Source organism: Shouchella rhizosphaerae (genome assembly GCF_900142675.1).
Classification (GTDB): Bacteria; Bacillota; Bacilli; order Bacillales; family Bacillaceae_D; genus Shouchella; species Shouchella rhizosphaerae.
The window spans coordinates 177,318-203,636 of sequence record NZ_FRBS01000003.1 but is presented as its reverse complement, the minus strand read 5'-3'; the positions used below and the strand labels follow the sequence as shown (position 1 = coordinate 203,636).

Here is a 26,319-nt window from a genome sequence, read left to right as displayed (position 1 = left end):
TTAAGGGGCGAGTGTTTTTTATTTTAATGCGAAAGGAAGATGAAGTATGACGGACAAACGAATGTTTACGTTTCCTGATGGAACGGTAAAATCATTTCCAATTGGAACGACGACTGAAGCGATTGCTGCTTCTATTAGCCCAGGATTAAAGAAAAAAGCATTGGCTGGAAAACTAAACGGGACATTGTATGATTTGAAAACGCCACTTCCTGAAGATGGGAACATTGAAATTGTCGTCGCAGGATCAGACGAAGGATTAGACATCATGAGGCACAGTACAGCCCATGTGCTTGCCCAAGCAGTCAAGCGATTGTTTCCAGGTGTTAAGTTAGGTGTCGGGCCCGTGATTGAGGACGGCTTTTACTATGACATCGATGCCGACGAATCGATTACGGCAGAAGATTTGCCGCGGATCGAAAAAGAAATGAAAAAAATCATTGGCGAAAATTTAGAGATCCTACGCGAAGAAGTGAGCCGTGAGGAAGCGATTGCCCGCTTTAAAGAAATAAATGACCCTTATAAACTAGAGTTGATCGAAGCCATTCCAGAGGAAGAAACAGTCACGATTTACAAACAAGGCGAATTTTTTGATTTGTGTCGTGGCGTCCATGTGCCATCAACGAATAAAATCAAAGAGTTTAAGTTACTGTCCACTGCAGGAGCTTACTGGCGCGGCGACGCGAAAAACAAAATGTTGCAGCGTATTTATGGAACGGCATTCTTTAACAAAGACGACCTAAACGAACATTTGCGCTTGCTCGAAGAAGCAAAAGAACGAGATCACCGCAAGCTTGGCAAGGAACTTGGTATCTTTGCGCTTTCACCTAAAGTAGGACAAGGGTTGCCTTTATGGTTGCCAAAAGGAGCGACGATTCGCCGTATCATTGAGCGTTACATTGTTGATAAAGAGGAGCGCCTTGGCTACCAGCATGTTTATACGCCGATCCTTGGTTCCTCTGAGCTCTATAAAACGTCTGGGCACTGGGACCATTACCAAGACGACATGTTCCCACCGATGGAAATGGACAATGAAACGCTAGTGTTGCGGCCGATGAACTGCCCCCATCATATGATGGTTTACAAGCAAGACATGCGCAGTTACCGGCAATTGCCGCTGCGAATTGCTGAACTGGGCATGATGCACCGTTACGAAATGTCAGGCGCTGTTTCTGGACTTCAGCGCGTTCGTGGAATGACGTTAAACGATGCCCACATTTTTTGCCGCCCTGATCAAATTAAAGAGGAATTCGTTCGCGTTGTACGTCTTATTCAAGAAGTGTACAAGGATTTTGGCTTAAACGACTATAAGTTTCGACTATCGTACCGTGATCCAGAAGACAAGGAAAAATATTTTGATGACGATGACATGTGGAACAAAGCGCAAGCGATGTTAAAAGAAGCAATGGATACATTAGGGTTGCCATATTATGAAGCGATTGGTGAAGCCGCTTTTTACGGGCCTAAATTGGATGTGCAAGTAAAAACGGCCCTTGGCAAAGAAGAGACGCTTTCGACTGTTCAGCTTGATTTTCTCCTTCCTGAACGCTTTGATTTAACCTATGTCGGCGAAGACGGAAAGCTGCACCGCCCGGTTGTCGTTCACCGCGGGGTTGTCTCAACAATGGAGCGATTTGTTGCTTTCTTGTTAGAAGAATACAAAGGTGCGCTGCCAACATGGCTTGCGCCTGTCCAAGTACAAGTGATTCCTGTATCGAATGAAGTCCACCTGGATTACGCCAAACGTGTCATTGAACAACTGCAACAAGCAGGTGTCCGTGTCGAGATCGACGACCGTGACGAAAAGCTTGGCTATAAAATCCGTGAAGCGCAAATCCAAAAGATCCCTTATATGCTCGTTCTTGGCGACAAGGAAGTGGCAGCTGAAGCGGTAAATGTCCGTAAGTATGGGGAGCAAGCCTCTTCTTCGCAACCGCTCTCTGTCTTTGTCGACGAGATTGGCAAAGAAGCGAGAAAATAAAGGCTGCATAAACGTTCCAGCTAGGTCAAGCCGTGGCTGGAACGTTTATTTCAATTTGGTTACATTGCTTTGAAAGGCGCAAATGCTTATGAATTTATGCTAAGCTAGTGGAGAATTTTTAGATTTGTACGAAATGGAGGAATGGCAGTTTGCATACAGAAGCTTTGAAATGGGGCATTTTAGGGACAGCTTCAATTGCAAAACGAGCAATTATCCCTGGAATCGCTGCATCCGCAAGCGGTGAAGTGGTAGCAATAGCGAGCCGTTCACTTGAAAAAGCCCAGGCATTTGCAGCTGAGCATGACATTAAAACAGCGTATGGTTCTTATGAGGAGCTATTGGCAGATGAGGAAATTGAAGCCGTTTACATTCCGTTGCCAAACCACTTGCATAAGGAGTGGGTTATAAAAACTGCCGAAGCCGGAAAGCATGTCCTGTGCGAAAAGCCGATTGCTTTACATGCAGAGGAAGCCGAGGAAATGAAAGGGGCATGCGAGCAGCATCGTGTAGTCCTCGCTGAAGCTTTTATGTACCGTTACCAAGCACGGTACAAAGACATATTAGCCCATATCGATAATGGCGACATTGGCGAAATTCGCGGGATTCGTGCTGTATTTACGTTCAATAATGCAAGCGCTTTCGATAATTTCCGTATGAAACGAGCATATGGCGGCGGCGGCCTTTATGACGTCGGTGTCTATCCACTTTCATTAGCGCGGTTGGTCTTTGGCGAGGAACCCGAAGCAGTGACGATGCATAGTTTTATGCCTGATTCCCATGACCAAGTCGATATGGTAGCAGCAGGGTTAGTTGAATTTTCGAATGGCCGCTACCTGACATTTGATTGTGGAATGTGGGCCGCATTTCGTGATGAAGCCGAAATTATTGGTACAAAAGGACGGATTACTATCCCAACCGCTTTTACTAATGAAGCAAATGGATATGATTTGTATACGAACGATGGCCACACTCATTTTTGCGGCAATGCAGTGGATCACTATGCGTTGCAGGCAGATGCGTTTGCCGCAACGGTCCGCAACGAAAAGCCGTTGCCTTTTTCAGCAGAAGATGCTGTGTTAAACATGAAAGTGCTAGACGCATGCTTGAAGTCACAACTTGAACGAAAACGAATAGAAGTGGAGCGGTGACAATGAAAGCAATCCCTTTCGAAGGCATAACAAAGCCAGTATCCGCCCTCATAATGGGCAGTGACTATTTTTCTCCAGATCATCAAGAGGCCGTTAACAACATTCTTGAGCAGTATGTTTCGATCGGTGGCAATACAATTGATACAGCATTTATTTACAATGGCGGCAAAAGTGAGGTTGCTATTGGGAACTGGCTTGACGCTGGCAACCGGTCGCGAATGAATGTGTTAACCAAAGGGGGCCACCCGAATGAAAAGGGCCATACGATTAATAAACACGACATTGCCGAACAATTAAAAATTAGCTTAGACCGTTTGCAAACAGATGCAGTTGAATTGTATGCCCTTCACCGCGATGATCCAACAGTGCCAGTCGGCGCCATTTTAGAATGGCTTAATGAACATAAAGAAGCAGGGCGGATAGGCGCGTTTGGTGGTTCAAATTGGTCGTTAACAAGGCTGGCCGAAGCGAACGAATATGCCGAAAAACATGGGCTTGTTGGTTTTTCTTTCTCCAGCCCCAATTTAAGTCTTGCCAAAGCCCAACAGCCTTACTGGCCTGGCTGCATTAGCCTTGACCAAACAGCGATTGAATGGCACGTGGAAACGAAGCTGCCTGTGTTCTCGTGGTCTTCCCAAGCACGTGGATTTTTTACTGGCCGCTTTTCTCGGGATGACCGAAGCAATGAAGATTTGGTTCGTGTGTTTTACAATGACGACAATTGGCAGCGCTATGACCGGGCAGAAGCGTTAGGAAAACAAAAAGGGGCAACGACAATTGAGGTCGCTTTAGCCTATGTCTTAAACCAACCTTTTCCTACTGCTGCGATCATTGGACCGCAAAATCAGCAAGAAATGCAGTCTTGTGCAAAAGGGGCAGCATTGGCATTAACTGCTGACGAAGTTGCTTGGCTCGATTTACAAAAATAATGATTGGCATGTAGAAGTTGTTCTTTTTATAGAGGGCAGCTTCTTTTTTAGGTTTATTTTAAAGAAAGTGGAATAAACTGAACGTAGCATCTTAATAGGAGGGGAAACGAGTGAAAAAGAATGGGCGTTTAGCATTGTTGGCGATTGTGGTAGTCTTGCTTGTATTTCCTCTTACAACCTCATTCCAGGCAAAAGAAAAAACGCCACATTTTGCAGATGAAATTGCTGCGCTATTGGAACATGAACGTTTGGCTGGCGCATCTGTTGCCGTGAGTGTCCGGGACGGCGCTACCAATGAACTGTTGTTTGAACACAATGGGAACATGCTGCTCCATCCAGCCTCTTCGATGAAAGTGTTAACTGCCGTTGCTGCTTTAACGGAGCTAGGCTCTGACCATACGTTCAAAACGACCGTGTTTACAGACGGCAAAATAAGCAAACGCGTCCTCCATGGAAATGTATACATAAAAGGGGGTGGCGACCCTACACTCATGGAAGCAGAATTAAATGAGCTTGCACAGGAGGTGCGCAACAAAGGCATCAAAAAAATAAATGGCGATATAATTGCCGATGAATCACGCTATGACGACGTACGGTTATCCCAAGATTTGAATTGGTCAGATGAATCGTTTTATACAGGGGCGCAAGTGTCAGCATTGACTCTTTCTCCGACAGACGACTATGATGCAGGAACCATCTTGGTTGAAGTGACCCCGGGAAAAAAAGCAGGCCAAAAACCAATTGTCACGACGCAGCCTGACGTTAAAGCAGTGCCGATTATAAATGAGGCAGTGACAGTAGCAGCTGAAGAACAGAAATCATTAAAAATAGAAAGAGAACATGGCAAAGCGGACATCCGCATCACCGGCAATGTGCCCATTGGGGCAAGCGCAACAAGAAGTTGGGTAGCTGTATGGGAGCCGGCTCAATATACAACTGCTGTATTTAAGCAGGCTCTTAACAATGCGGGGATTGACATAAAAAAGGCGGACGAGACAATAGGGTACGTGCCTAAAAAAGCAGTGAAACAAGCTGAACGAGAGTCGATGCCTTTGCATGAACTGCTTGTACCGTTTTTAAAGCTTAGCAACAATGGACATGGAGAAGTGCTTGTAAAAGAAATTGGTTATGTAAAAGAAGGAGAAGGGAGCTGGGATGCGGGATTGCCTCTTGTCGCAGAAAGCACCGAGCAGCTTGGGGCAAGCGGTCCTTTATTACTGCGTGATGGCTCGGGCATGTCCCATAAGACGCTCGTTGCAGCAAATGATTTAACGAGCGTGCTCTATCACGCTCAGCAGCAGCATTGGTTTACTGATTTTTACAATGGTCTACCAGTGGCTGGAGAAAAAGAACGGCTTGTTGGCGGAACGTTGCGGAATCGTTTAGGCGGGATAGAAGGGGAAGTGAGAGCGAAAACGGGCTCCCTTACAGGGGTATCAAGCTTAACTGGCTATGCAAGGACAAATGACGGCGATAGCTATTTGTTTACGATTATGGTGAATAATTTCATTGGCGAAAGCCAAACGATTCGACACATTGAAGATGAGATCGTGTTGGCGATTCTTGGCGAATCATCCTAATGAATACGAGGGGCGCGCGGCTAAAGAAAGCTGCGCGCCTTCTGACCGTGCGGTTTGTTTTCAAACAACTGCGTTCGACTAACGTGTTCTTGAGAACGACGAGATTATCCAACAAAAAATTCTAAAGTTTTTATAAAGTGCCTGGTTTTTCTAGTATTTAGCAGTATAATAGAAAAATAGAAGATGTACCGAATTTCTAGTTATCGAAGGAGAACGAGAGATGGAACAATTCAAGGAGGCACACCAGCCCGAAGAGTTCGCTTTTTCAAAAAAGCCTAATATTTTCGCCTTTCTTTTTAACCCAAGTAAACAGTTTGTGCGCATGAAAGTGGAACCGTCCGTCGGCTTTCCAATGTTTATCATCCTATGCCTCGTCTTACTTGGCTTGCTTTTTCCCGTTTTTACTGGACAAGGAGGGCTAATCGACTTAGATGCGGTTGCCTATGACGGCGACATGGATGGGATGATGATGGAAGAAGGAATCTACATGGAGGATGCTATGTATGAAGAAGAGGCGCCGCTGTTTGCTAGCTTTAACATAGATGGCCTCGTTTCAGGAATTATAATTGGAATGATTATGCTGGTTGCTTATGCTGCCGGACCGCCTCTGCTTGCGCTTATCTTGTTTGCGATTTCGAAAATGCAAAACAACCAGACGCCCTATAAGGCAATTTATTCAATGACTGTTTTTGCCACACTCGTAAGCGCCATTGGCTTTCTGTATTTGATGATTGTCAATGCGGCAAACGGAACGTACGGCTATATTTATACGGCGCCATCTGTGTTTGTCAATGAAACACACCCATTCTATTCTCTGTTACAAAGCTTGGAAATCTCTACGCTTGCGTTTGTTGCTTTTATTTCGCTGGGGCTCATTAAGACAGCCAACTTCAAAAAATTCCCAGCAATTGCGATTGGGGCGGGCATATTTGCATTGGTGTTAATTGTCAATTTATTAGGGGGGCTTTTGCGTTGAGTATGAAAAAAGCAATCATTGGTGGAGTGGTTGTTGTATCTATTGCCACATTTACTTATTTTGGACTATCTAAAGCCCGTGAAACAGGTGGCGGAGAGGCAGGATACACGGTCGATTTGGTTACACCGATGAATGAAGTAATGGACTCCAAGGTAATGGTTCCGGGGAAGTTAGAGTTAGTCGATCGCCAGTTAGTGACAGAACTGGCTGAACATAGCGGGTTCGAAATATTAGTCGATGTCGGCGATGAAGTCGAAGAAGGGACGCCGCTCGTCCAATATGAAACATCTGAGCTTGATTTTGAGCAACAGGACGTTGAACTGCAAATTGAAAAAGCCAATGGGGTGATTGCGGAACTTTCAAAGCAAGAAGAGGATGTGAAGAAGCGTAAAAATGGGCCTGATGTCAAACCGACCTATGAGACGGACGAGGAGACAGGTGAAAAAACGGAAATTGAACCGGTCGTGACCGTTGCTGAGCTTGACGCTGAGTTGGCTGAGCTTGCCGCACAGAAAAAAGAAGAAGCGTTTGAATTGACGCGGCTAAAAAACCAATTAGAAAGCATTAAAGAGCAAAAAGCACAATTGACCGTGAAAAGCAAAATTGCAGGAACGGTCATTAAGAGAAACGACACGGCAGAGGAAAGCAATGAAGGCCTCGGTGAAAGTGCGACAAATGCGTTGCTTGAAGTGGCCGACACGAGCCAATTTACGATTACAGGCAACATTTCCGAGCAGCAATCCCTCGAAGTGGAGCCTGGCCATCCTGTTATGATTACATCTGATACTGTAGAAGATGGTTTTTGGGAAGGGGAAGTAGTCGATGTCTCTTATTTCCCAACTGAAAGCGATGAATTTTACGGAGAATCGTCGAGCTCTCAATACCCAGTTACAATTAAAATAACCGAAGGCGATACGGACAAGCTCCGACCAGGTTACCAAGTTTATGCTGAAATTATAACGATGGAACACGAAGGGCTTGCTTTGCCTATGGAAGCGATCCAATATGATGAGTTTTCCTCATTTGTTTATGTTTATGAAGATGGTATCGCTGTACGTAGGGACGTTGAAATTGGAATTGCAACTGAATATTCGATCGAGATTATAGAGGGCGTGACAGAAGCTGATGAGGTCATTCTCGATTACATGGGAGAAGTGCAGGATGGCATGACGGTCACGCCAGCCGTTTACGAAGATGGCGACTTTGAAGAAGGGCTTGACGGGGTCGATGAACAGTTTGAAGAAGGGGAAGAACCGTTAGAAGCGCCAATTGACGGAGAAGAAGGCGAAGTGATTGAAGGCGGCGAGATTATTGAAGAGGACGATGAGGTATGATTGTGCTCAAACAGGTGACTAAATCGTTCCGCGTTGGGCAAGCTTGGTCGCAAGTGCTAGCTCCCATCGATTTAACGATTGAACAAGAAAGTTTTATGTCAATCATGGGCCCATCTGGTTCTGGAAAATCGACGCTAATGAATATCATTGGCTGTCTTGACAAACCGACAACAGGCGAATATTTGCTTGATGGCCAGATGATCGGCACACTAAGCGAAAAAGAACTTGCCAAGATCCGCAACGAAAAAATCGGGTTTGTGTTCCAGCAATTTCATTTATTGCCACGGCTTTCGGCATGGAAAAACGTCGAACTGCCGATGGTATATGCCGGCATCAAAAAAAGTGAGCGAAAAGAGCGGGCATATGAGGCATTGAAAAAAGTGGGCCTCGGCGACCGTGCTACATACAAGCCTGCTTCCCTTTCAGGCGGTCAAAAACAACGAGTCGCCATCGCCAGGGCGCTAGTCAACAATCCGTCGATTATTTTGGCGGACGAGCCAACTGGCGCTCTCGATTCGAAAACGAGCGAGTCGATTATGGAATTGCTCCGTGGTTTAAATGAAGAAGGGGTAACCATTTCGATTATTACGCACGAAACGGAAATTGCGGAAAAAACAGACCGGACTGTTTTTGTAAAGGATGGCAAAATCCAGGAGGCAACAGCATCCTGATAAGCTGCTTGTTTTCCGGAAAGGAACGAGGCCTGTGAACATCATTGAAAACATCAAAATGGCGTTTCATTCGATTGCTGCCCAAAAATTGCGGGCGCTATTAACAACGCTTGGCATTATTATCGGTGTTGCTGCCGTCATCATGGTGGTAGCAATTGGGCAAGGTGCTGAACAAAAATTAAAAGCACAAATCGTAGGCGTAGAGAACATTCGTGAGATTTATTTCGAGCCATCGGAATTCGATGAACAGGAAAATCCGAACATTTACGCCTTCTGGCAGTACTCGGAACAAGACGTAACAGACATTCAAGCGTTGCCTTCCGTTCAATCGGTCGTCGCTTCTAGTGCCGAACACACGACGATTTTGGCGGGTGATGAAAAGGTTGAAACGGAAGTTAACGGAATCAACATGCACTATATGGATCTTTACGATTATGAAGCTTTAGAAGGGAATTTGCTTCATCCAGTCGACTATTTAACGGGAACGAGGAAAGCCGTCATTACATCCGTGCTGGCTGAACAACTGTTTCCTTACGAGTCTGCTGTCGGGCAAACGGTAAAAGTTGGCGCTTATCCGATTGAAATTGTCGGCGTATTAGCGCCGTCTGACAGCATTATTAACTATGAAAGGGAACAATTGTTGCTTCCCTATGAAACGTGGAAACAAATTTTCTTCCGTGATGGATTTGACTCCATCCATATTAAGGCGGAAACAGTCGAAGACGTTGAATTGGCTGTAGTGGATGCAGCTGCGATTTTAAATGAAAACCACAGCACAGTTGATGCCTACAAAAGCTATGATATGAGCGAATTTATGGAAACAGATTCAACGATTACCCGTGTCATGACGATCATTATTGGTGGCATCGCTGGCATTTCGCTTCTTGTCGGCGGAATTGGTGTCATGAATATTATGCTTGTTTCAGTGACAGAACGAACGAGAGAAATTGGTATCCGTAAGTCAATGGGGGCCACTAGAGGACAAATCCTGTTTCAATTTTTAATTGAATCGATTGTGTTGACCGTGCTTGGTGGGACAGCAGGCATTTTGCTCGGGGCGCTGCTCGTACAGCTCATCGGCAACGCATTTGATATGGAGGTCGTTTTGTCTGGAACGGTTGTCTTAATTGCGACTGCTTTCTCCCTGGGGGTCGGCATATTGTTTGGCATATTGCCAGCCAATAAAGCGGCGAAGTTAGATCCAGTTGAATCACTCCGATATGAATAATGCAGGCAAAATTCAGCAACGTGCATTGACAGGAACCATTCACCATGGTAAGATACGTCTTGTGTTAGTTAATAGAGCAAGAAGAAGCGCCCGCTTCTCACCTGTACGACATTGGTTGCCAGGTTAGAAACCGTCAGTTTGTTAAAATGCTGATTAAGTGTGGGTGCCGTGCGTCCACACTTTTTTCACGTTTAGACGCGTTAATTGCTTTAGCTGCATCACAAAATCCACTGGAGGTGGCTCATTATTAGCAAGGACATGTTGGTCAATGAAGGGATTCGGGCTCGTGAAGTACGTCTGGTTGGCGCCAACGGCGACCAAATCGGCGTCAAGTCAAAGCATGAAGCACTGGAAATGGCACAAAGAGTAAATCTTGACCTTGTCTGTGTGGCGCCAAATGCAAAACCGCCTGTTTGCCGGATTATGGATTACGGGAAATATCGCTATGAACAGCAAAAGAAAGAAAAAGAAGCGCGCAAAAATCAAAAAGTTATTACAATCAAAGAAGTACGTTTAAGTCCGACGATTGAAGCCAATGACTTTAATACAAAGCTTCGCAATGCCCGTAAATTCCTAGAAAAAGGCGATAAGGTGAAAGCATCCATTCGTTTCCGTGGTCGTGCAATTACGCACTCACAAATCGGACGTGACGTACTTGAACGTCTCGCAAAAGAATGCGAGGACATCGCAACGATTGAGGCCCGCCCAAAAATGGAAGGCCGCAGCATGTTTCTCGTTATGGCACCTAAAACCGAGAAATAAGGGCAGGAATTAGTTAAAGGAGGACGTCGTTATGCCTAAAATGAAAACACACCGAGGCGCTGCTAAGCGTTTTAAGAAAACAGGAACTGGCAAGCTTAAGCGCTCACATGCTTATACAAGCCATATGTTCCGCCATAAATCACAGAAACAAAAACGCAAACTCCGCAAAGCGGCAATTGTGCATTCTGGAGATTTTAAACGCATTCATCAAATGCTCACATACAAGAAAAAATAACTGTTCGGATAGATTAAGGAGGGATTTGCGATGCCAAGAGTAAAAGGCGGTTATGTCGCTCGTCGTCGTCGTAAAAAAGTATTAAAATTAGCAAAAGGTTACTACGGTTCGAAGCATACGCTTTTTAAATCAGCACAAGGCCAGGTCATGAAATCTTTGCAATATGCATACCGTGATCGCCGTCAGAAGAAACGTGATTTCCGCAAACTTTGGATCACGCGTATCAATGCAGCTGCACGCTTAAATGGCCTGTCTTATAGCCGTTTAATGCATGGCCTGAAGCTAGCTGAAATTAACGTTAACCGCAAAATGCTTGCTGATCTAGCAGTTAACGATGAAAAAGCATTTGCTCAACTTGCTGATAAAGCAAAAGAAAGCTTAAATAGCTAAAAACACACGCAGCCAACGATTACATTGGCTGCTTTTTTGTGTGTTCGTCACGATTTTAAGAATACGACTGAAAACAACGTTGTTTTATGAGTAAAGTCTATTTGCAGAAAGTTTGTAATTGACAATATGGTAGCGTTTTCATATGATAATGACATACTGATAAACGTAGGAGGGGAAGCAGTATGCCACGAAAAAAAGGCGAAACGGAGTATGAGCGCATAACGAAAAGCGCATCCTTTGCGGAGCTGATGAAAAAGAAAAAAGCGTTTTTAGTGCCTAGTATTCTATTTTTTATGGTCTTTTACTTTTCCTTGCCAGTACTCGCCGTTTATACCACTGTTTTGGAAACGCCGGTTATTGGCGAAATCACATGGGCATGGGTGCTTGCAATTGCGCAATTTATTATGACATGGACGTTTTGCATTTTGTATGTAAAAAAATCAGCGCGGTTTGATAAGCTAGCTGAAAAGGTAGTAAGCGAGCAAGACACTGACAGGAAAGAAGGGGCGGGTTTATGAACATTACTGTCATTTCACTATTTCTAGCGATCGTTATACTGACGCTTGTCATCACTTACTATGCGGCGAAACGGACAAAGACAGCAAGTGAATTTTACACAGCTGGAGGCGGTTTGACTGGCTGGCAAAACGGGCTTGCGATTGCAGGTGATTACTTGTCTGCAGCCTCGTTTCTAGGGATAGCCGGTGCCATTGCTTTGTTTGGCTTTGACGGGTTCTTTTACAGTATTGGCTATCTAGTTGCCTACTTGGTTGTGATGTTTGTGGTGGCAGAACCACTTCGGAACTTAGGGAAATATACGCTTGCTGACATGATCCATTCTCGTTTTGATGCGAGGAAAGTCCGTGGTGTTGCTGCAGGGAGCACGATTACAATCGTGATTTTCTACATGATCGCCCAATTGGTGGGGGCTGGAGCGCTCATTCAATTGTTGTTTCAAATTCCATATACATACGCTGTGCTGTTAGTGGGCGTTATGATGACCATTTATGTGTTGTTTGGCGGAATGACAGCGACAAGTTGGGTGCAAATTGTTAAGGCTACATTGCTAATGGTCGCGACTGCGGCGATTTCGATCATGGTGTTGGTCCGGTTTAACTTTAACCTATTAGACATGTTTGCCTCTGTTGGCGCTTCTCAAGAAGAAGGGTTCCTGCATCCTGGAATGCAAGGGAGAGCTCCCCTTGACTCCATTTCGCTCATGCTCGCTCTCGTTTTAGGGACGGCAGGCTTGCCACATATTCTGATGCGCTTTTTTACCGTAAAGGATGCAAAGACAGCGCGTAGTTCCGTTGTTACTGCAACTTGGATTGTCGGAATCTTTTATATTCTAACGATTTTCCTTGGATTCGGTGCTGCTGCATTTGTTGGTTCTACCGATATTATGGCTGCCAATCCAGCTGGAAATATGGCGGCTCCATTATTAGCAGAACGTCTTGGTGGCGATTTGTTTATGTCTTTTGTCGCTGCTGTCGCTTTTGCCACGATTCTAGCAGTTGTAGCAGGGCTCGTGCTTTCAGGCGCTTCGGCGTTTGCCCACGATATTTATGGGCAAATCATCAAAAAAGGAAAAATTACGGAGAAGCAACAAGTTGTGGCAGCGCGAATAGCTTCGGTTACAGTTGCGGGTCTATCGATTGTGTTGGCGCTGTTTGCGCAAAATATGAATGTCGCCTTTCTCGTTGCCCTTGCTTTCTGTGTGGCTGCAAGCGCCAACTTGCCTGTTATTGTTTACACTATCTACTGGAAAAGGTTCAACACGGCTGGTGCCGTAACAGCAATGTTGTCAGGCTTGTTCTCAGCTTTAATACTCGTTGCAATCAGCCCGAATGTGCTATCGCCGACAGGCGATGCATTTATTACGGCGGAACCGCTTATTACATTAACGAACCCGGCCATTATTTCTGTTCCGATTGGCTTTATCGGCGGCATAGTAGGGACGTTGTTGTCTAAAAAACGGGACGATGCCAAATACGCAGAAGTGAAAGTGCGGGCCAACATTGGCTACCGAAAAGCGGAATAGATCGAGGAATGGAGGTAGTCGCCATCCTCAATCTCACTTGCTAGACGAGGAAAGGGAAGTAGCGAATAGAACTTGACGTTTGTGTCGGAACAAAGAGCTGCGAAAACACAACGTATGCGAACATGTGTTGACAGTACAGGAGGAGCGCTAATCCTAGCGCTCCTCAGGCTGTTTTGCTTGTTTCATAAACTCTTTAATCGGTGATGCCCATTCAATTGTCGCCTCTGGATAACGTAAGAGGACTTCTTCTTCAATAAAATGGAAGTCAGAAAAAGTTAAGCCGCGGAGTCTATCTGTATCTGCTTTTATATAAACGCGAACGACTTCAAATGATTCCTTTGTCGCCTCTAAATACTTCTCTCCTTCAAACATAATTCCTTTAAATGTGAGTTGGAAATTTTTGCGCACATTCGTGCTATCGTCCAAAAAATAAAACTGATGCGCGTTCTGGGCTTTTTTTAGCTTTCGTTCAGGCTGCAATGTATATTTTATTAAACTATAGGAAATGACAACAATGGTAGCTACTATCAGTAGCCGGAAGATTAGGACGAGCACGGGCTAAACCCCCTTTTTGGCATAATGGTTTTCAATATATACGGCTCTACAACAAAAAAGGTTTCACTTTTATTAATAAAAGTTTCTATTTGGCTTTTAAAAATTTGTTGGCTGCTGGTGTTTTCGCTATACTAGGAAGGAATTCATAAAAGGAGTGGAACAATTTGGATCAACAATTGCAAATGCTAAAAGCGCTAACTGATGCAAACGGGGTTTCCGGTTTTGAAAAAGAAGCACGGGACGTCATGAAGTCATATATTGCTCCTTTTGCCGATTCTGTGGAAACGGACCATTTGGGCAGTTTGATTGCAAAAAAAACGGGCAATGCCGATGGGCCAAAAATTATGGTCGCTGGCCACTTAGATGAAATTGGGTTTATGGTGAAAAGCATTGATGAAAAAGGATTTGTGCGTTTCCAAACCATCGGCGGCTGGTGGGGCCAAGTTTTGCTAGCCAGCCGTGTAACAGTCATCACAGACAACGGGCCGATTCCTGGTGTTATCGGTTCTCAACCGCCCCACGTGCTGTCCCCAGAAGCACGGAAAAAACCAGTCGAGATTGAGGACATGTTTATCGATATTGGCGCCACATCAAAAGAAGAAGCACTAGAGTTTGGTGTCAAGCCTGGTAACCCGATTGCGCCTGTGTGCGAATTTACAGTGATGAAAAATGAGAAGTTGTTGATGGCCAAAGCATGGGATAATCGTATTGGCTGCGCCATCGCCATTGACGTCCTTAAATCATTACACGACGTCGAACACCCCAATGTTGTCTACGGAGTTGGAACGATACAAGAGGAAGTCGGTTTGCGTGGGGCAAAAACGAGCGCACATGCGATACAGCCAGACATCGGCTTTGCCATTGATGTTGGTGTTGGCGCAGATACGCCGAATACGAAGGGCGAAGGCACGCTTGGAGCTGGCCCGCAAATTATTTTATACGACGCTTCGATGATTGGCCATAAAAACCTAAGGGATTTTGTTGTGAAAACAGCAGAGGAAAACAACATTCCTTTCCAATATGACACCATTCCAGGAGGAGGGACCGATGCAGGCGCCATCCATTTAACTGCCAATGGCGTTCCGGCTTTGTCGATTACGATTGCAACTCGCTACATCCATACGCACGCAGGTTTACTTCATCGAGATGATTACAACAACACGGTTAAACTGCTCGTTGAGTTGGTTAAACGGTTGGATGGGGAAACGGTTAAAAACATCACATTCGCTTAAAAACGGGAGGAACAGAATGAATAAGTTCGGGAAATGGTCATTCTTTCTCGCGATTATTTCGCTTGTGTTGTTTATTGCCTTTGCACTCTTGCTCACTACAGGCTATGCGTTGCGACTTTTGCCAAGCACAACGAGCGCGGTCGGCACCATTGCCGTTGTTGTTCTAGTGGCAAGCGCAATTGTTAGTTTGGTGTCTCTTGCAAAAGGGGAGACTGGCAAGTGGAAGCTTGCACCGTGGCTCTTAATTGGCGCAAGTGTGCTCATACTCGCTATCTTGCTTAATGTAGTGTGGATGAGCGGATGAATGTAGAATATTCAAAAATATCATCTTGTGAGCTCATTGCGGACGATATCTACTCCATATAAGAAAATGCTAACATGAAGCAAAAACAAAAAATGGCGAAATCCTCTTAACCCAAATTGGTCAATTGGGTGAGCGAACATAAAGAAGAGTCCATAGACAATTAAGCAGAGTGCGATTAGAGAAAATCCCCAACGTAAAATCATTGCCATTGGTCGCTCCTTCCACTGTAATAGTCTAGTGTATGGGACAGCACGCCCGTTTATTATACAAGCTGCTGTCCTTGACTAAAGCGATTATGAAAAAAGCGAACAGGAAAATCCTGCTCGCTTATTCATTAAGCCCTTTGCTAATTTCAGCACAAAGCTCGTCTTTTTGGGATTCATCTGCATGTTTCCAGTAGACTTCAAAAAGCACGCCAAGTCCCGGCAACATTTTTTCTTCGCCACTTTCCATGGCATCGACGATTGTTGCTTCGACTTCTTGTTGGGAACTGCCTTGTATATTCGCCATAATCGCGTTGCGCAAATTAAAGCTCAATGAAATAACCCCCTTTAAAATGGTGAATCGACTAGTAGTATTCCCGAACTAAGGTGGATTATAAATCGAAAACAAGCTATTCTGTTAGTAAATGTCGACAACAGCATAAAAAGGGGCCATTGGTCATGAAACGGATAGAATCAGTCAAAAATGAACGTATTAAAGCATGGAAAAAATTACATAGCAAAAAAGGACGTGACCAGACAGGACGGTTTTTAATAGAAGGGGAACATTTAGTTGAAGAAGCGTGGAAATCAGATTGGAAAGTAGAAACGGTGCTTACGACTGCAGACGATGCAAGCTTATTTCCCGGGGAATGCATAGGCGTTTCTGAAGCCGTCATGAAGGAGTTATCGGAAACGAAAAGCCCTCAAGGCATTGTAGCTGTATGTCAAAAAAAACAGTGGCATACCCCAGAACGGTTGAAAGGGCGGTTTGTTCTTCTTGACCGGGTTCAAGACCCAGGCAATGTCGGAACGATTATCCGCACGGCATTGGCTGCTGATGCAGCAGGAGTTGTTTTAGGCAGTGGTTGTGCTGATTTATTTAATGCAAAAGTGATCCGAGCAACACAAGGGGCATTGTTTCATTTACCTGTTTATATGGGCGATCTAGTTACCTGGATAGAGGCGCTCAAAGAAAGTGGTATTCCGGTTTACGGAACATCTTTACAGGATGCTACGCCACATGATCAGTTCCACTCCCAAGAACAGTTTGCGCTTTTGCTTGGAAATGAAGGGGAAGGCGTGCAAAGCCATTTGTTGGATGCTGCTACGGAGAACCTATTTATCCGCCAAAACCGGAAAGCAGAATCATTAAACGTTTCTGTAGCTGCCGGTATTTTGCTATTTGCCTTGAAAAGTTAAGCTTGCAGCTTGTGTGGCAATTGATTATAATAAAAAGCAATCGTAATTGTATAGGATAAAAAGCGTTGATAGAGAGTAGTAAGCTTAAAACCGCCTTTCAGGGAGGGAATGCCAAAGACTGGAAGCGTTTCTATGGTAGGATGGGCCGAATTCACTCTTGAGCTGGCATCTCTAAAAGATGTTCCCGGTTTAGAGCCGTTATGGACAATGAAGTTGCACTTTTTTAGCAAGTGCAAACGAAGGGTGGTACCACGGAGCTTTCGTCCCTTTTTAGGGAGTAGAAGGCTTTTTTTATTGTTTAAAAGGAAAGAAAGGATACAAGGAGGCATTGCCATGCGAGAACAGCTAACGGCATTAAAGCATGAGGCGTTGGACAAAGCCGAGGTAGCGAAATCAGAGCAAGATATTCAAGCGATTCGCGTTGCCTATTTAGGGAAAAAGGGGCCGATTACCGAAGTCCTTCGCGGCATGGGGAAATTGTCAGCGGAAGAACGCCCAATTATTGGTGCCCTCGCCAATGAAGTGCGTGATGAAATCAAAAACAAATTGGATGAAAAAAGTAAAAAACTTCAAGAAGCTGCGATTAAACAGCAGCTTGAACAAGAATCAATCGACGTGACGTTGCCAGGTCGCCCGGCGCTTCAAGGCGCGATTCACCCATTGACTGCGGTTGTCACGGAAATCGAAGAAATCTTTTTAGGGCTTGGTTTTTCGATTGGGGAAGGGCCAGAAATTGAAACGGATTATTACAACTTTGAAGCAATGAATTTGCCAAAAGACCACCCGGCAAGAGATATGCAGGATTCGTTTTATGTAACAGAGGACTTGTTGTTGCGGACGCAAACATCGCCAGTCCAGGCGCGGACAATGGAAAAATTTGCAGGAAAAGGCCCAGTTAAAGTCGTTGTTCCTGGGAAAGTATTTCGCCGCGATGATGACGATGCAACCCACTCGCATCAATTCATGCAAGTGGAAGGGCTTTATGTTGATAAAAAAGTGCGTATGAGCGACTTGAAAGGGGTACTCGAAACATTCGCGAAACAATTTTTTGGCCAAGACCGTTCCATTCGCCTGCGCCCAAGTTTCTTCCCGTTTACGGAACCATCAGTGGAAGTCGATGTATCTTGTGGAATATGTAGCGGAAAAGGTTGCCGAGTATGCAAACAATCTGGTTGGATTGAAGTGCTTGGGGCAGGAATGGTTCACCCCCGTGTCCTTGAAATGAGCGGCTTTGATGCCAATGAGTATAGCGGCTTTGCCTTCGGTATGGGCGTAGAGCGTTTGGCAATGTTGAAATATGATATAGACGACATCCGCCAATTTTATGCAAATGATCTTCGGTTTCTAATGCAATTTAAAGACGTTTAAGGAGGGCGACACATTGCTCGTTTCATATAAATGGCTACAAGAATATATAGAGATTGGTGATATTAGCCCGCAAGAGATTGCTGAGAAAATGACGCGGAGCGGTATAGAAATTGACTTTATTCACGAACGGAATAAAGGGGCAACCAATGTGGTTGTCGGTTATGTGGCTGAAGTAGCCCCTCATCCTGATGCGGACAAGCTAAATGTATGTCAAGTTGATATTGGCGAGGAAGAACGTGTCCAAATTGTTTGCGGGGCGCCGAATGTTAGCTCTGGCCAGTATGTCGCCGTTGCCAAAGTAGGGGCGCGTTTGCCTGGTGGCATCAAAATTAAAAAAGCGAAATTGCGCGGACAGCACTCCAACGGGATGATTTGCTCTTTGCAAGAGCTCGGTATTGACAGCAAACTAGTGCCAAAAGGTTATGTTGACGGGATTTATGTATTCCCGGAAACACAAAGCGTTGAACCTGGACAAGATGCGTTAGCACTTTTCGAGTTAAACGATAGTGTGCTGGAACTTGATTTAACACCGAATCGCTCTGATTGCATGCATATGCTTGGCGTTGCTTATGAGTTGGCTGCCCTTTATGATCGGCCAATAAAAATGCCGAAAACCAAAGTGAAAGAAGTCATCGAATCTGCTGACGGTTATATCAATGTGAGCGTCGAAAATGGCGAAGATACACCGTTTTATCAAGCACTTGTAATAAAAGACGTTAAAATCGGGCCATCGCCTTCATGGCTGCAAAACCGTCTCATGGCAGCAGGTATCCGTCCTATCAGCAACGTCGTTGATGTCACCAACTACGTGCTTCTTGAATATGGGCAACCACTGCATGCGTTTGACTACCATGCCCTTGCCTCGAAATCAATCCATGTGCGTCGCGCGAAAGCAGAAGAGGCGTTTACGACACTAGATGGCGAGAAGCGGACACTATCGCCTGAACAGTTAGTGGTCACAAACGGGCGCGAACCAGTCGCGCTTGCTGGTGTAATGGGCGGCCTTCATTCAGAGGTAACAGCGGCGACAACGACGGTCGTATTAGAGGCTGCCGCCTTCCATCCGACAGTGGTCAGACGCTCAGCTCGTCTTGCTGGCTTACGCAGTGACTCTAGCGCTCGATTCGAAAAAGGCATTAATCAGGAACGGGTGTCAGAGGCAGCACGACGAGCTGCTTACTTAATCCAAGAAATAGCTGGCGGGATCGTGCTAAGCGGAGCGGCCATTGCGGATGCGCGTGTTCGCTCGGAGAGAGTGATTGCCCTTGATTTGGACAAAATGAATGAGCGTATTGGGACAAATTTGTCCATCATGGAAGTTGCGGCACTAATGAGACGCCTCCAGTTTCCGTGTGAAAAAGTTGGCTCTGATCTACATGTAACCGTTCCGCATCGCCGCGGCGATATTACGATTCCAGAGGATTTGTACGAAGAAGTGGCACGCCTTTATGGATATGACGAGCTTCCTTCAACATTACCTGTTGGCAACACTACACAAGGGAAGCGGACCGCTGAACAAGCAAAACGTCGGAAAATGGAGGCGTATTTAAGAAGTGCTGGCCTTTCTGAAGCGATTTCGTATGCGTTAACCAGTTCGGAGAAAGCAGCGTTGTTTGCTGCGGAAACGATTAAGCCGATCCAAGTGGCCATGCCAATGAGCGAAGAACGGAGCACAATGCGTACAAGTTTGCTTCCTCATTTATACGATATTTGCACGTACAATTTGAATCGAAAAAACAATGACGTCCTCCTGTATGAACGTGGCTCAGTGTTTTTGAGCGAGCAAGAAACGTTGACTGAACTGCCTACAGAACAGGAACGTCTTGCTGTCCTATTAAGTGGGACATATATGAGCCATCCGTGGCAAGGTGAGAAAAAAGCAGTCGACTTTTATGTGCTAAAAGGGATTGCCGAAGGTTTAATGGAAACGCTTGGTCTAAGTGAACAAATTGAATACAAACCGGATGTGCGCCCAGGCTTCCATCCAGGTCGTACCGCCAATGTGTTGCTCAAAGGCGAGTCAATTGGGTTTCTAGCCCAAGTCCATCCGAGTACGCAAAAAGCACTTGATTTAAATGAGACATACGTGTTGGAATTAAATGTCGATGCGCTTTTTGCCGCTGAGACAGAGGCGCTCATATATAGAGGGATCCCTCGCTATCCAGCAATTACCCGCGATATGGCTCTAGTTGTTTCAAAAGAAACGACGGCAGCTGAATTAATGGCAATAATCCGTGAAGCTGGCGGAGAATTATTAGAAACAGTTTCCATTTTCGATGTGTACGAAGGTGAGCATATGGAAAGCGGGAAGAAATCAATCGCCTTTTCTCTCACTTACCGCCATGCGGAACGGACATTAACGGACGAAGAAGCATCTTTGGCCCATGAAGGGATAGTGGCAGAAGTGCAAAAGCAAACGGGTGCCGTGTTGCGGGCATAGGTTAAAATGGAAAGCAATAGAACAATGGAGCGATTGCATTTAGCAATCGCTTTTTAGCAGTTTCCAATTTTGCTTTCGCATGGTATGATGAACATTAGTTTTAGGGTAGGGCACAATCAATGTGCGCTAGGAGGTTCTTTCGTGGAGAAGAACAATAATAAAAAAAGAGCAACTGTCCGTATACAAGGACAAACTTACAAAGTGGTGAGCAGTGAGGAACCAGCTCATGTAAAAGAAGTAGCCTCCTACATGAATAAAAAAATGGAGGAGCTAAAGAAGCGTAATCCGTATTTGGATTCAACAAAACTAGCTGTTCTTACTGCCTTAAACATTGCTGATGAATACTTAAAATTGAAACGCCAATACGAAGGAGAATAACATGGTTAGTGCTGTTATTATGCTGTTGCTTCTAGTTGGCTTTTTAATTGGCCGGCGTAGAGGTTTTATTTTACAATTTATCCATCTGGTTAGCTTTTTTGTAGCGATATTTGTCGCTTGGAATTACTATGAGCCCCTTGCCCGTACCATCCGTCTCTATATTCCATATCCGGAATTTTCGGCTGATGGGGCATTCGGCATGATTATCCAAGCCTTTGACGCAGAAAGCGTCTATTATTCAGCGATTGCATTTGCGATTTTATTTTTTGGGACGAAAATCTTGCTTCATATTATTGGATCAATGCTTGATTTTGTTTCCCATTTGCCGATATTGCATACACTCAACCGCTTGCTTGGCGGCGTGCTCGGCTTCGTTGAGTTTTATTTGCTGCTGTTTGTATTGCTTTTTGTAGCAACAGCATTGCCTATAAACGAAGTGCAATCGGCGTTGCAATCGTCCGTTGTCGCAGAATTTATGATTAACCATACGCCTTATCTGTCTGATTGGTTAAATGACTTATGGGTAAGGCCAACGTTTTAATTGGCAGCTCGCTATAGCGGGCTGCTTTTTGGCTCCACCTAGTTTCGGTGTGCGTTTTCCGCTGGAACCACTCGATTTTTGCGGTTGCTGTTTGCGTTTGAAGAGCAAAAGTCGGTATGATAGGGAAGGAGCAAGAAGGAGAGGACGCCGATGGACAAAAAACAAGCGATCCAAGTGTTAGAAACTATCGCGACTTACATGGAAATAAAAGGGGAGAACCCTTTTAAAATAGCTGCTTACCGGAGGGCAGCCCAGGCATTGGAACAAGACGGCCGCACGCTAGCGGAAATAGATGACCCAACGGCGATTACTGGCATCGGCCAAGCAACGGCCGATGTCATCCAGGAATTAAAGGAAACAGGAGCGTCATCGTTGCTGAATGAATTGGCACAACAATTGCCGGCAGGGTTATTGCCGCTTCTAACGATTCCTGGGCTTGGTGGCAAAAAGGTCGGCAAGCTTTACCGAGAACTTGGCATTACCGACGCAGAAAGCTTGCTTCAGGCAGCTAAAGCTGGGCAAATTCGCGCGCTTGCAGGATTTGGAAAAAAATCAGAAGACAACATGATCGAAGCGCTTGCCGTTTGGAACGTGCGGCCAGAGCGCCTTCCTGTTGCTGACGTGCTGCCGTTTTCCGAGCAACTTGAACAACAGATTGCTGGCTTCGACGATGTGATACGTTTTTCTCGAGCAGGCAGTTTACGAAGAATGCGGGAAACGGTCAAAGACTTAGATTATATCATTGCGACTGATAACCCATCTTCGGTTAAGGACCAAATTTTGCAGCTTGAAGGGATTGCCAACATTATTGCGAAAGGAAATGGCAAAGTATCTGTTGAACTTGACCTTGAAGAACATACGATTTCCGTTGATTTTCGCCTTGTCCCTGATGAAGCATTTGCAACAGCGCTGCACCATTTTACTGGCTCCAAAGACCACAACGTCCGTATGCGGCAACTCGCTAAGAAACGTGGCGAAAAAATTAATGAATATGGAATTGAAACGGTCGAGACAGGCGCAATTCAAACATTTCCCGATGAGCGAGCTTTTTTTGCCCATTTTGGCTTGCCTTATATTTCACCGGAGGCAAGAGAAGATGGCAGTGAACTAGAACGCTACCGCGAGACGGCAGAAGAGGTTTCTTTCATCGATGCGAAAGCGGATTTGCATATGCATACGACGTGGAGCGATGGCGCCCATTCGCTTGAAGAAATGGCGGAAGCAGCAAAGAAGCGTGGTTATACCCATATTGCCATTACTGACCATTCCCGCTTTCTAAAAGTAGCCAACGGCTTATCGATTGAACGCTTAAAACAACAACATGAATACATCAGGAAGTACAATCAACAAAATAACGGAATTACGATATTAACAGGAATTGAGATGGACATTCTCCCTAATGGGGAGCTTGATTATCCAGACGAGCTGTTAAGAGAAATCGATTTTGTAATCGCCTCGATCCACTCTGCTTTTTCGCAAAGTGAGGAGAAACTAATGGAACGATTGCAAGCAGCGATTTTCAACCCCCATGTGGACCTGGTTGCTCATCCAACAGGCCGGCTTATTGGCAAGCGCAAAGGCTATGCCGTTGATGTGCCCACACTAATTCAATGGGCGAGTGAAGCTGGTTGCGCACTCGAATTGAATGCAAGTCCGAGGCGTCTGGATTTAGAAGTCCCATGGTTAAAGTTAGCAGCAGAAACAGGCGTGCCGATCGCCATCAATTCAGACGCACATCGAATCGGTACGCTGGCAAATGTTGAATATGGCTATGCTCATGCAAGAAAAGCGATGTTGTTGCCTGACCAAGTGTTGAATACTTGGCCATTGGAAAAATTGCAGCAATGGCTTAAACGCAAGCATTAGCTTTGAATAAAGGAGGTTGCACGATGGAACGTGTGCAGCGCGTTTTAGAATACAACAAAATGAAACAGCAACTGCTTGAACATGTTGCTTCATCCCTTGGCAGGCAGAAAGTCAACGAGCTTGTCCCTTCTACGTCTTTAGAAGAAGTCCGCTATCTCCAAGATGAAACAGCTGAAGCAGCAAATGTTTTACGGTTAAAGGGACATGTCCCTCTTGGAGGCATTTCAGATGTCCGCCCTCATATTAAGCGTGCAGCGATTGGCGGAGTGTTGTCGGCAACTGAATTGATTGAAATTGCTTCGACATTATATGGTGGAAAAAGGGTGAAGCAGTTTATCGAAACGATCATTGAAGACGGTCATATCGAAGTGCCGATTTTAGCAGGGCATGTAGAGCAAATGGAGCCCCTTTCACCAATTGAAAAAGCCATTAAACAATGCATTGATGATAACGGCTATGTCCTTGACTCAGCTAGTACGAGTTTACGGACAGTGCGGCATCAAATCCGCAGCTATGAATCCGGGATCAAGTCCAAGCTTGACCAGTTAACCCGTTCGTCCAATACACGGAAAATGTTGTCTGATGCAATTGTAACCATTCGTAGTGACCGTTACGTGCTCCCTGTTAAACAAGAATACAGGGGGACATTTGGCGGCATCGTCCATGACCAATCATCCTCTGGGGCGACGCTGTTTATTGAACCGGCAGCGATTGTGACGCTAAACAACCAATTAACAGAAGCCAAGGCAAAAGAAAAGCGGGAAATTGAACGGATTTTGAGAGAACTGTCGGCAAAAGTAGCAGAGGAAAGCGAGCAGCTGCTCCTTAATGTCGATAAGCTGGCGCAACTGGATTTCATATGTGCGAAAGCCTATTATGCCAAAGCTGTTAAGGCAGTGAAGCCAACGTTAAATGACCGTGGGTATTTGGATTTGCGGCAAGCGCGTCACCCCCTTTTGCCTCCAGACAAAGTCGTACCGAGTGATATGGCGATCGGCGACCAGGTCCGTTCGCTAGTTATTACTGGACCAAATACAGGTGGCAAGACGGTTACGCTGAAAACGATTGGGTTGCTGACGTTAATGGCCCAGTCTGGTCTGTTTGTTCCTGCTGCTGAAGAAACGGAGCTTGCCGTTTTTGAACATATTTTTGCCGACATTGGCGACGAGCAGTCCATAGAACAGAGCTTGAGCACATTTTCGTCCCATATGAAAAACATTGTCTCGATTTTAAATGAAATGAATGAAAATAGCCTCATATTGTTTGACGAGCTAGGAGCAGGAACAGACCCAACTGAAGGGGCAGCATTAGCCATTTCAATATTAGACCATGTCTATAAACGGGGAGCGCTTGCTGTGGCAACTACCCATTATAGCGAGTTGAAAGGCTATGCCTACAACCGCGAAGGCGCCTTAAATGCGAGTGTTGAATTTGATGTCGAGACGCTGCGGCCAACGTATCGCTTGCTTGTCGGCGTCCCTGGGCGCAGCAATGCGTTTGCGATTTCAAGGCGCCTCGGACTAGACGAACGCATTATCGATCAGGCCAAACTGCAAATTGACAGCGATGCGTCCCAAGTAGAAAAAATGATTGCTTCCCTGGAAGATAGCCAAAAATCAGCACAAAGCGAATGGAGCCGAGCGGAGGCGGTCCGCCGTGAAGCGGAAGCATTAAAACGAGACTTGGAAAAACGGATGGCTTCTTTCGAAGAAATGAAAGAAGCGGCTTTGCAAAAAGCCGAACAGAAGGCGGAAAAAGTAGTTGCTGCCGCACAAGAAAATGCAGAATTGATCATTTCCGAGCTGCGCGATTTGCAAAAGCAAGGGGTAGCTGTAAAAGAGCACCAGCTCATTGAAGCGCGGAAACAACTGGAGGAAGCGGCGCCAAAACTTGTCTCTAAAAAGCGCAAGCAAGTAAAAAAGCAGGCAGAAAAGGCGAAACGTCTGCCAGAGCCAGGCGACGAAGTCAAAGTGTTAAGTTTTAACCAAAAAGGCACAGTCGTGAAAAAAATAGGCGATAATGAGTACCAAGTACAGCTGGGCATTATGAAAATGGCCGTCCCTATTGATGACATTCAATTGCTTGAACAGGAGCGGCGCCAGCCAGAAAAAGCAATTACGACGATACGTGGAAATGATGCACACGTCAAAGCAGAGCTCGACCTTCGTGGGGAACGGTATGAAGACGCGATGCGCCGAGTCGAAAAATACATTGACGATGCGTTGCTTGCTGGATACCATCAAGTCTCGATTATTCATGGAAAAGGGACAGGCGCCTTGCGCAAAGGCGTGAAACAGTTCGTTGCCAACCATCCACGTGTTAAATCTGCCCGTGACGGCGGCATGAATGAAGGCGGACTTGGCAATACAGTAATCGAGCTTAAATAGAAAGGAGCTAGACATGGACGTTCTCCTTCAAAATGAATGGATTCAAACCGTAGCAAACTACAGTGTAACGATCTTAATGCTAGTCGTCTTTCTTGCCGTTTTTGAAACAGTGACGCGCTATAATAACTGGGAAGAGATCAAAAGAGGCAACGTGGCCGTTGCCATGGCTACAGGCGGGAAAATTGTCGGGACAGCAAACATTTTTGCTGCGACGATCCAGCATGCCGATGGTTTACTAGTTATGCTGATGTGGGGAATTTTTGGGTTTGCGTTATTGTTATTTAGCTACTTTATTTTTGAATTTCTAACACCAGGTTTCAAGGTCGACGAGGAAATCAAAAACGACAACCGCGCAGTTGGCTTGCTGTCACTGCTGCTGTCTGTCGGCCTTTCGTTTGTCATTAGTGCAAGTATAACCGCTTAGAGAATAGGTTGTGAGTGCATGGAACGGTTGATACGAATTTTATACATTAGTTGTGGATTATTTGCCATTGCTGGAATCGTGTTCTTAATTTTATACGCATAGCATTAAGGAGCGTTTCCCTCTCGCTGGGGGAGGCGCTTTTGCCATTC

26 protein-coding genes and 2 other annotated features are annotated in these 26,319 nt (G+C 45.4%); of the genes, 23 read left to right on the top strand and 3 right to left on the bottom strand.

Translation table 11 applies throughout. The features are described from left to right. Positions 1 to 46: 46 nt before the first annotated feature. From thrS to BUC05_RS10000, 13 genes are all read left to right on the top strand, one after another. Positions 47 to 1,978 carry a threonine--tRNA ligase gene (thrS, locus tag BUC05_RS10060; RefSeq protein WP_011247540.1) on the top strand — a complete coding sequence of 644 codons (1,932 nt, stop codon included), beginning with the start codon at positions 47 to 49 and terminating at the stop codon, positions 1,976 to 1,978. 149 nt (positions 1,979 to 2,127) lie between these two features. Continuing rightward, on the top strand, positions 2,128 to 3,126 hold the full coding sequence (locus BUC05_RS10055) for a Gfo/Idh/MocA family protein (protein ID WP_035201877.1): 999 nt from the start codon (positions 2,128 to 2,130) through the stop codon (positions 3,124 to 3,126). A 2-nt stretch (positions 3,127 to 3,128) separates the two neighbouring features. Further along, positions 3,129 to 4,055: an aldo/keto reductase gene (locus BUC05_RS10050; protein WP_035201875.1), complete on the top strand. Its 927-nt coding sequence runs from the start codon at positions 3,129 to 3,131 to the stop codon at positions 4,053 to 4,055. Positions 4,056 to 4,165: 110 nt separating this feature from the next. Next, a complete protein-coding gene (gene dacB, locus BUC05_RS10045; RefSeq protein ID WP_011247537.1) occupies positions 4,166 to 5,635 on the top strand; it encodes a D-alanyl-D-alanine carboxypeptidase/D-alanyl-D-alanine endopeptidase in 1,470 nt (489 codons plus the stop codon). Positions 5,636 to 5,855: 220 nt separating this feature from the next. Continuing rightward, positions 5,856 to 6,611 carry a YIP1 family protein gene (locus BUC05_RS10040; protein ID WP_011247536.1) on the top strand — a complete coding sequence of 252 codons (756 nt, stop codon included), beginning with the start codon at positions 5,856 to 5,858 and terminating at the stop codon, positions 6,609 to 6,611. Positions 6,612 to 6,613: 2 nt separating this feature from the next. Further along, positions 6,614 to 7,945: an efflux RND transporter periplasmic adaptor subunit gene (locus tag BUC05_RS10035; protein ID WP_011247535.1), complete on the top strand. Its 1,332-nt coding sequence runs from the start codon at positions 6,614 to 6,616 to the stop codon at positions 7,943 to 7,945. After that, positions 7,942 to 8,616 (top strand): ABC transporter ATP-binding protein, encoded by a 675-nt coding sequence (locus tag BUC05_RS10030; protein WP_011247534.1) that lies wholly within the window; start codon positions 7,942 to 7,944, stop codon positions 8,614 to 8,616. Before BUC05_RS10035 ends, BUC05_RS10030 begins: the two co-directional genes overlap by 4 nt. 34 nt (positions 8,617 to 8,650) lie before the next feature. Then, a complete protein-coding gene (locus tag BUC05_RS10025) occupies positions 8,651 to 9,844 on the top strand; it encodes an ABC transporter permease (protein ID WP_011247533.1) in 1,194 nt (397 codons plus the stop codon). 72 nt (positions 9,845 to 9,916) lie between these two features. Continuing rightward, positions 9,917 to 10,036: a sequence feature (ribosomal protein L20 leader region), on the top strand. A 66-nt stretch (positions 10,037 to 10,102) separates the two neighbouring features. Next, positions 10,103 to 10,606, top strand: coding sequence for a translation initiation factor IF-3 (infC, locus tag BUC05_RS10020; protein WP_011247532.1), 504 nt, complete (start codon positions 10,103 to 10,105; stop codon positions 10,604 to 10,606). 31 nt (positions 10,607 to 10,637) lie between these two features. Continuing rightward, on the top strand, positions 10,638 to 10,841 hold the full coding sequence (gene rpmI, locus BUC05_RS10015) for a 50S ribosomal protein L35 (RefSeq protein WP_011247531.1): 204 nt from the start codon (positions 10,638 to 10,640) through the stop codon (positions 10,839 to 10,841). Positions 10,842 to 10,871: 30 nt separating this feature from the next. Next, positions 10,872 to 11,231, top strand: coding sequence for a 50S ribosomal protein L20 (gene rplT, locus BUC05_RS10010; protein ID WP_011247530.1), 360 nt, complete (start codon positions 10,872 to 10,874; stop codon positions 11,229 to 11,231). A 182-nt stretch (positions 11,232 to 11,413) separates the two neighbouring features. Then, entirely contained in the window at positions 11,414 to 11,749 is a 336-nt protein-coding gene (locus tag BUC05_RS10005) for a DUF485 domain-containing protein (RefSeq protein WP_011247529.1), read from the top strand. After that, positions 11,746 to 13,272, top strand: coding sequence for a solute symporter family protein (locus BUC05_RS10000; protein WP_011247528.1), 1,527 nt, complete (start codon positions 11,746 to 11,748; stop codon positions 13,270 to 13,272). Before BUC05_RS10005 ends, BUC05_RS10000 begins: the two co-directional genes overlap by 4 nt. A 153-nt stretch (positions 13,273 to 13,425) precedes the next feature. Here the strand turns inward: BUC05_RS10000 and BUC05_RS09995 are convergent, their stop codons facing one another. Continuing rightward, positions 13,426 to 13,827, bottom strand: a complete 402-nt coding sequence (locus BUC05_RS09995; protein ID WP_011247527.1) for a hypothetical protein — start codon at positions 13,825 to 13,827, stop codon at positions 13,426 to 13,428. A 182-nt stretch (positions 13,828 to 14,009) separates the two neighbouring features. Here BUC05_RS09995 and BUC05_RS09990 point away from each other — a divergent pair, with 182 nt between their 5' ends. Together BUC05_RS09990 and BUC05_RS09985 are read left to right on the top strand one after the other, a co-directional pair. Beyond that, a complete protein-coding gene (locus BUC05_RS09990) occupies positions 14,010 to 15,059 on the top strand; it encodes a M42 family metallopeptidase (protein ID WP_035201932.1) in 1,050 nt (349 codons plus the stop codon). A 16-nt stretch (positions 15,060 to 15,075) separates the two neighbouring features. Further along, positions 15,076 to 15,363 (top strand): hypothetical protein, encoded by a 288-nt coding sequence (locus BUC05_RS09985; protein WP_035201871.1) that lies wholly within the window; start codon positions 15,076 to 15,078, stop codon positions 15,361 to 15,363. A gap of 20 nt (positions 15,364 to 15,383) precedes the next feature. Here BUC05_RS09985 and BUC05_RS09980 read toward each other — a convergent pair whose 3' ends face one another. After that, complete coding sequence (locus tag BUC05_RS09980) at positions 15,384 to 15,572, bottom strand: hypothetical protein (protein ID WP_035201869.1); 189 nt, start codon at positions 15,570 to 15,572, stop codon at positions 15,384 to 15,386. Between the two features lie 118 nt (positions 15,573 to 15,690). Beyond that, positions 15,691 to 15,900 (bottom strand): small acid-soluble spore protein SspI, encoded by a 210-nt coding sequence (sspI, locus tag BUC05_RS09975; protein WP_011247525.1) that lies wholly within the window; start codon positions 15,898 to 15,900, stop codon positions 15,691 to 15,693. Positions 15,901 to 16,025: 125 nt separating this feature from the next. On the opposite strand from sspI, the gene BUC05_RS09970 reads away from it, so the two are divergent. The 8 genes from BUC05_RS09970 (at position 16,026) to BUC05_RS09935 (ending at position 26,170) form a co-directional block, all read left to right on the top strand. After that, positions 16,026 to 16,766, top strand: coding sequence for a TrmH family RNA methyltransferase (locus tag BUC05_RS09970; RefSeq protein WP_011247524.1), 741 nt, complete (start codon positions 16,026 to 16,028; stop codon positions 16,764 to 16,766). Positions 16,767 to 16,822: 56 nt separating this feature from the next. Next, positions 16,823 to 17,037 (top strand) — a binding site (T-box leader). 62 nt (positions 17,038 to 17,099) lie between these two features. Further along, positions 17,100 to 18,134, top strand: coding sequence for a phenylalanine--tRNA ligase subunit alpha (gene pheS / locus BUC05_RS09965; protein WP_011247523.1), 1,035 nt, complete (start codon positions 17,100 to 17,102; stop codon positions 18,132 to 18,134). 13 nt (positions 18,135 to 18,147) lie between these two features. Then, positions 18,148 to 20,574 carry a phenylalanine--tRNA ligase subunit beta gene (pheT, locus tag BUC05_RS09960; protein ID WP_035201865.1) on the top strand — a complete coding sequence of 809 codons (2,427 nt, stop codon included), beginning with the start codon at positions 18,148 to 18,150 and terminating at the stop codon, positions 20,572 to 20,574. Between the two features lie 141 nt (positions 20,575 to 20,715). After that, a complete protein-coding gene (gene zapA, locus BUC05_RS09955) occupies positions 20,716 to 20,952 on the top strand; it encodes a cell division protein ZapA (protein ID WP_011247521.1) in 237 nt (78 codons plus the stop codon). 1 nt (position 20,953) lies between these two features. Continuing rightward, positions 20,954 to 21,493 (top strand): CvpA family protein, encoded by a 540-nt coding sequence (locus tag BUC05_RS09950; RefSeq protein ID WP_011247520.1) that lies wholly within the window; start codon positions 20,954 to 20,956, stop codon positions 21,491 to 21,493. A 150-nt stretch (positions 21,494 to 21,643) separates the two neighbouring features. Further along, positions 21,644 to 23,359 (top strand): DNA polymerase/3'-5' exonuclease PolX, encoded by a 1,716-nt coding sequence (gene polX, locus BUC05_RS09945; RefSeq protein WP_035201862.1) that lies wholly within the window; start codon positions 21,644 to 21,646, stop codon positions 23,357 to 23,359. 23 nt (positions 23,360 to 23,382) lie between these two features. Continuing rightward, positions 23,383 to 25,746, top strand: a complete 2,364-nt coding sequence (locus BUC05_RS09940; RefSeq protein ID WP_035201860.1) for an endonuclease MutS2 — start codon at positions 23,383 to 23,385, stop codon at positions 25,744 to 25,746. A gap of 13 nt (positions 25,747 to 25,759) precedes the next feature. Then, complete coding sequence (locus tag BUC05_RS09935) at positions 25,760 to 26,170, top strand: DUF350 domain-containing protein (RefSeq protein ID WP_011247517.1); 411 nt, start codon at positions 25,760 to 25,762, stop codon at positions 26,168 to 26,170. Positions 26,171 to 26,319: the final 149 nt, after the last annotated feature.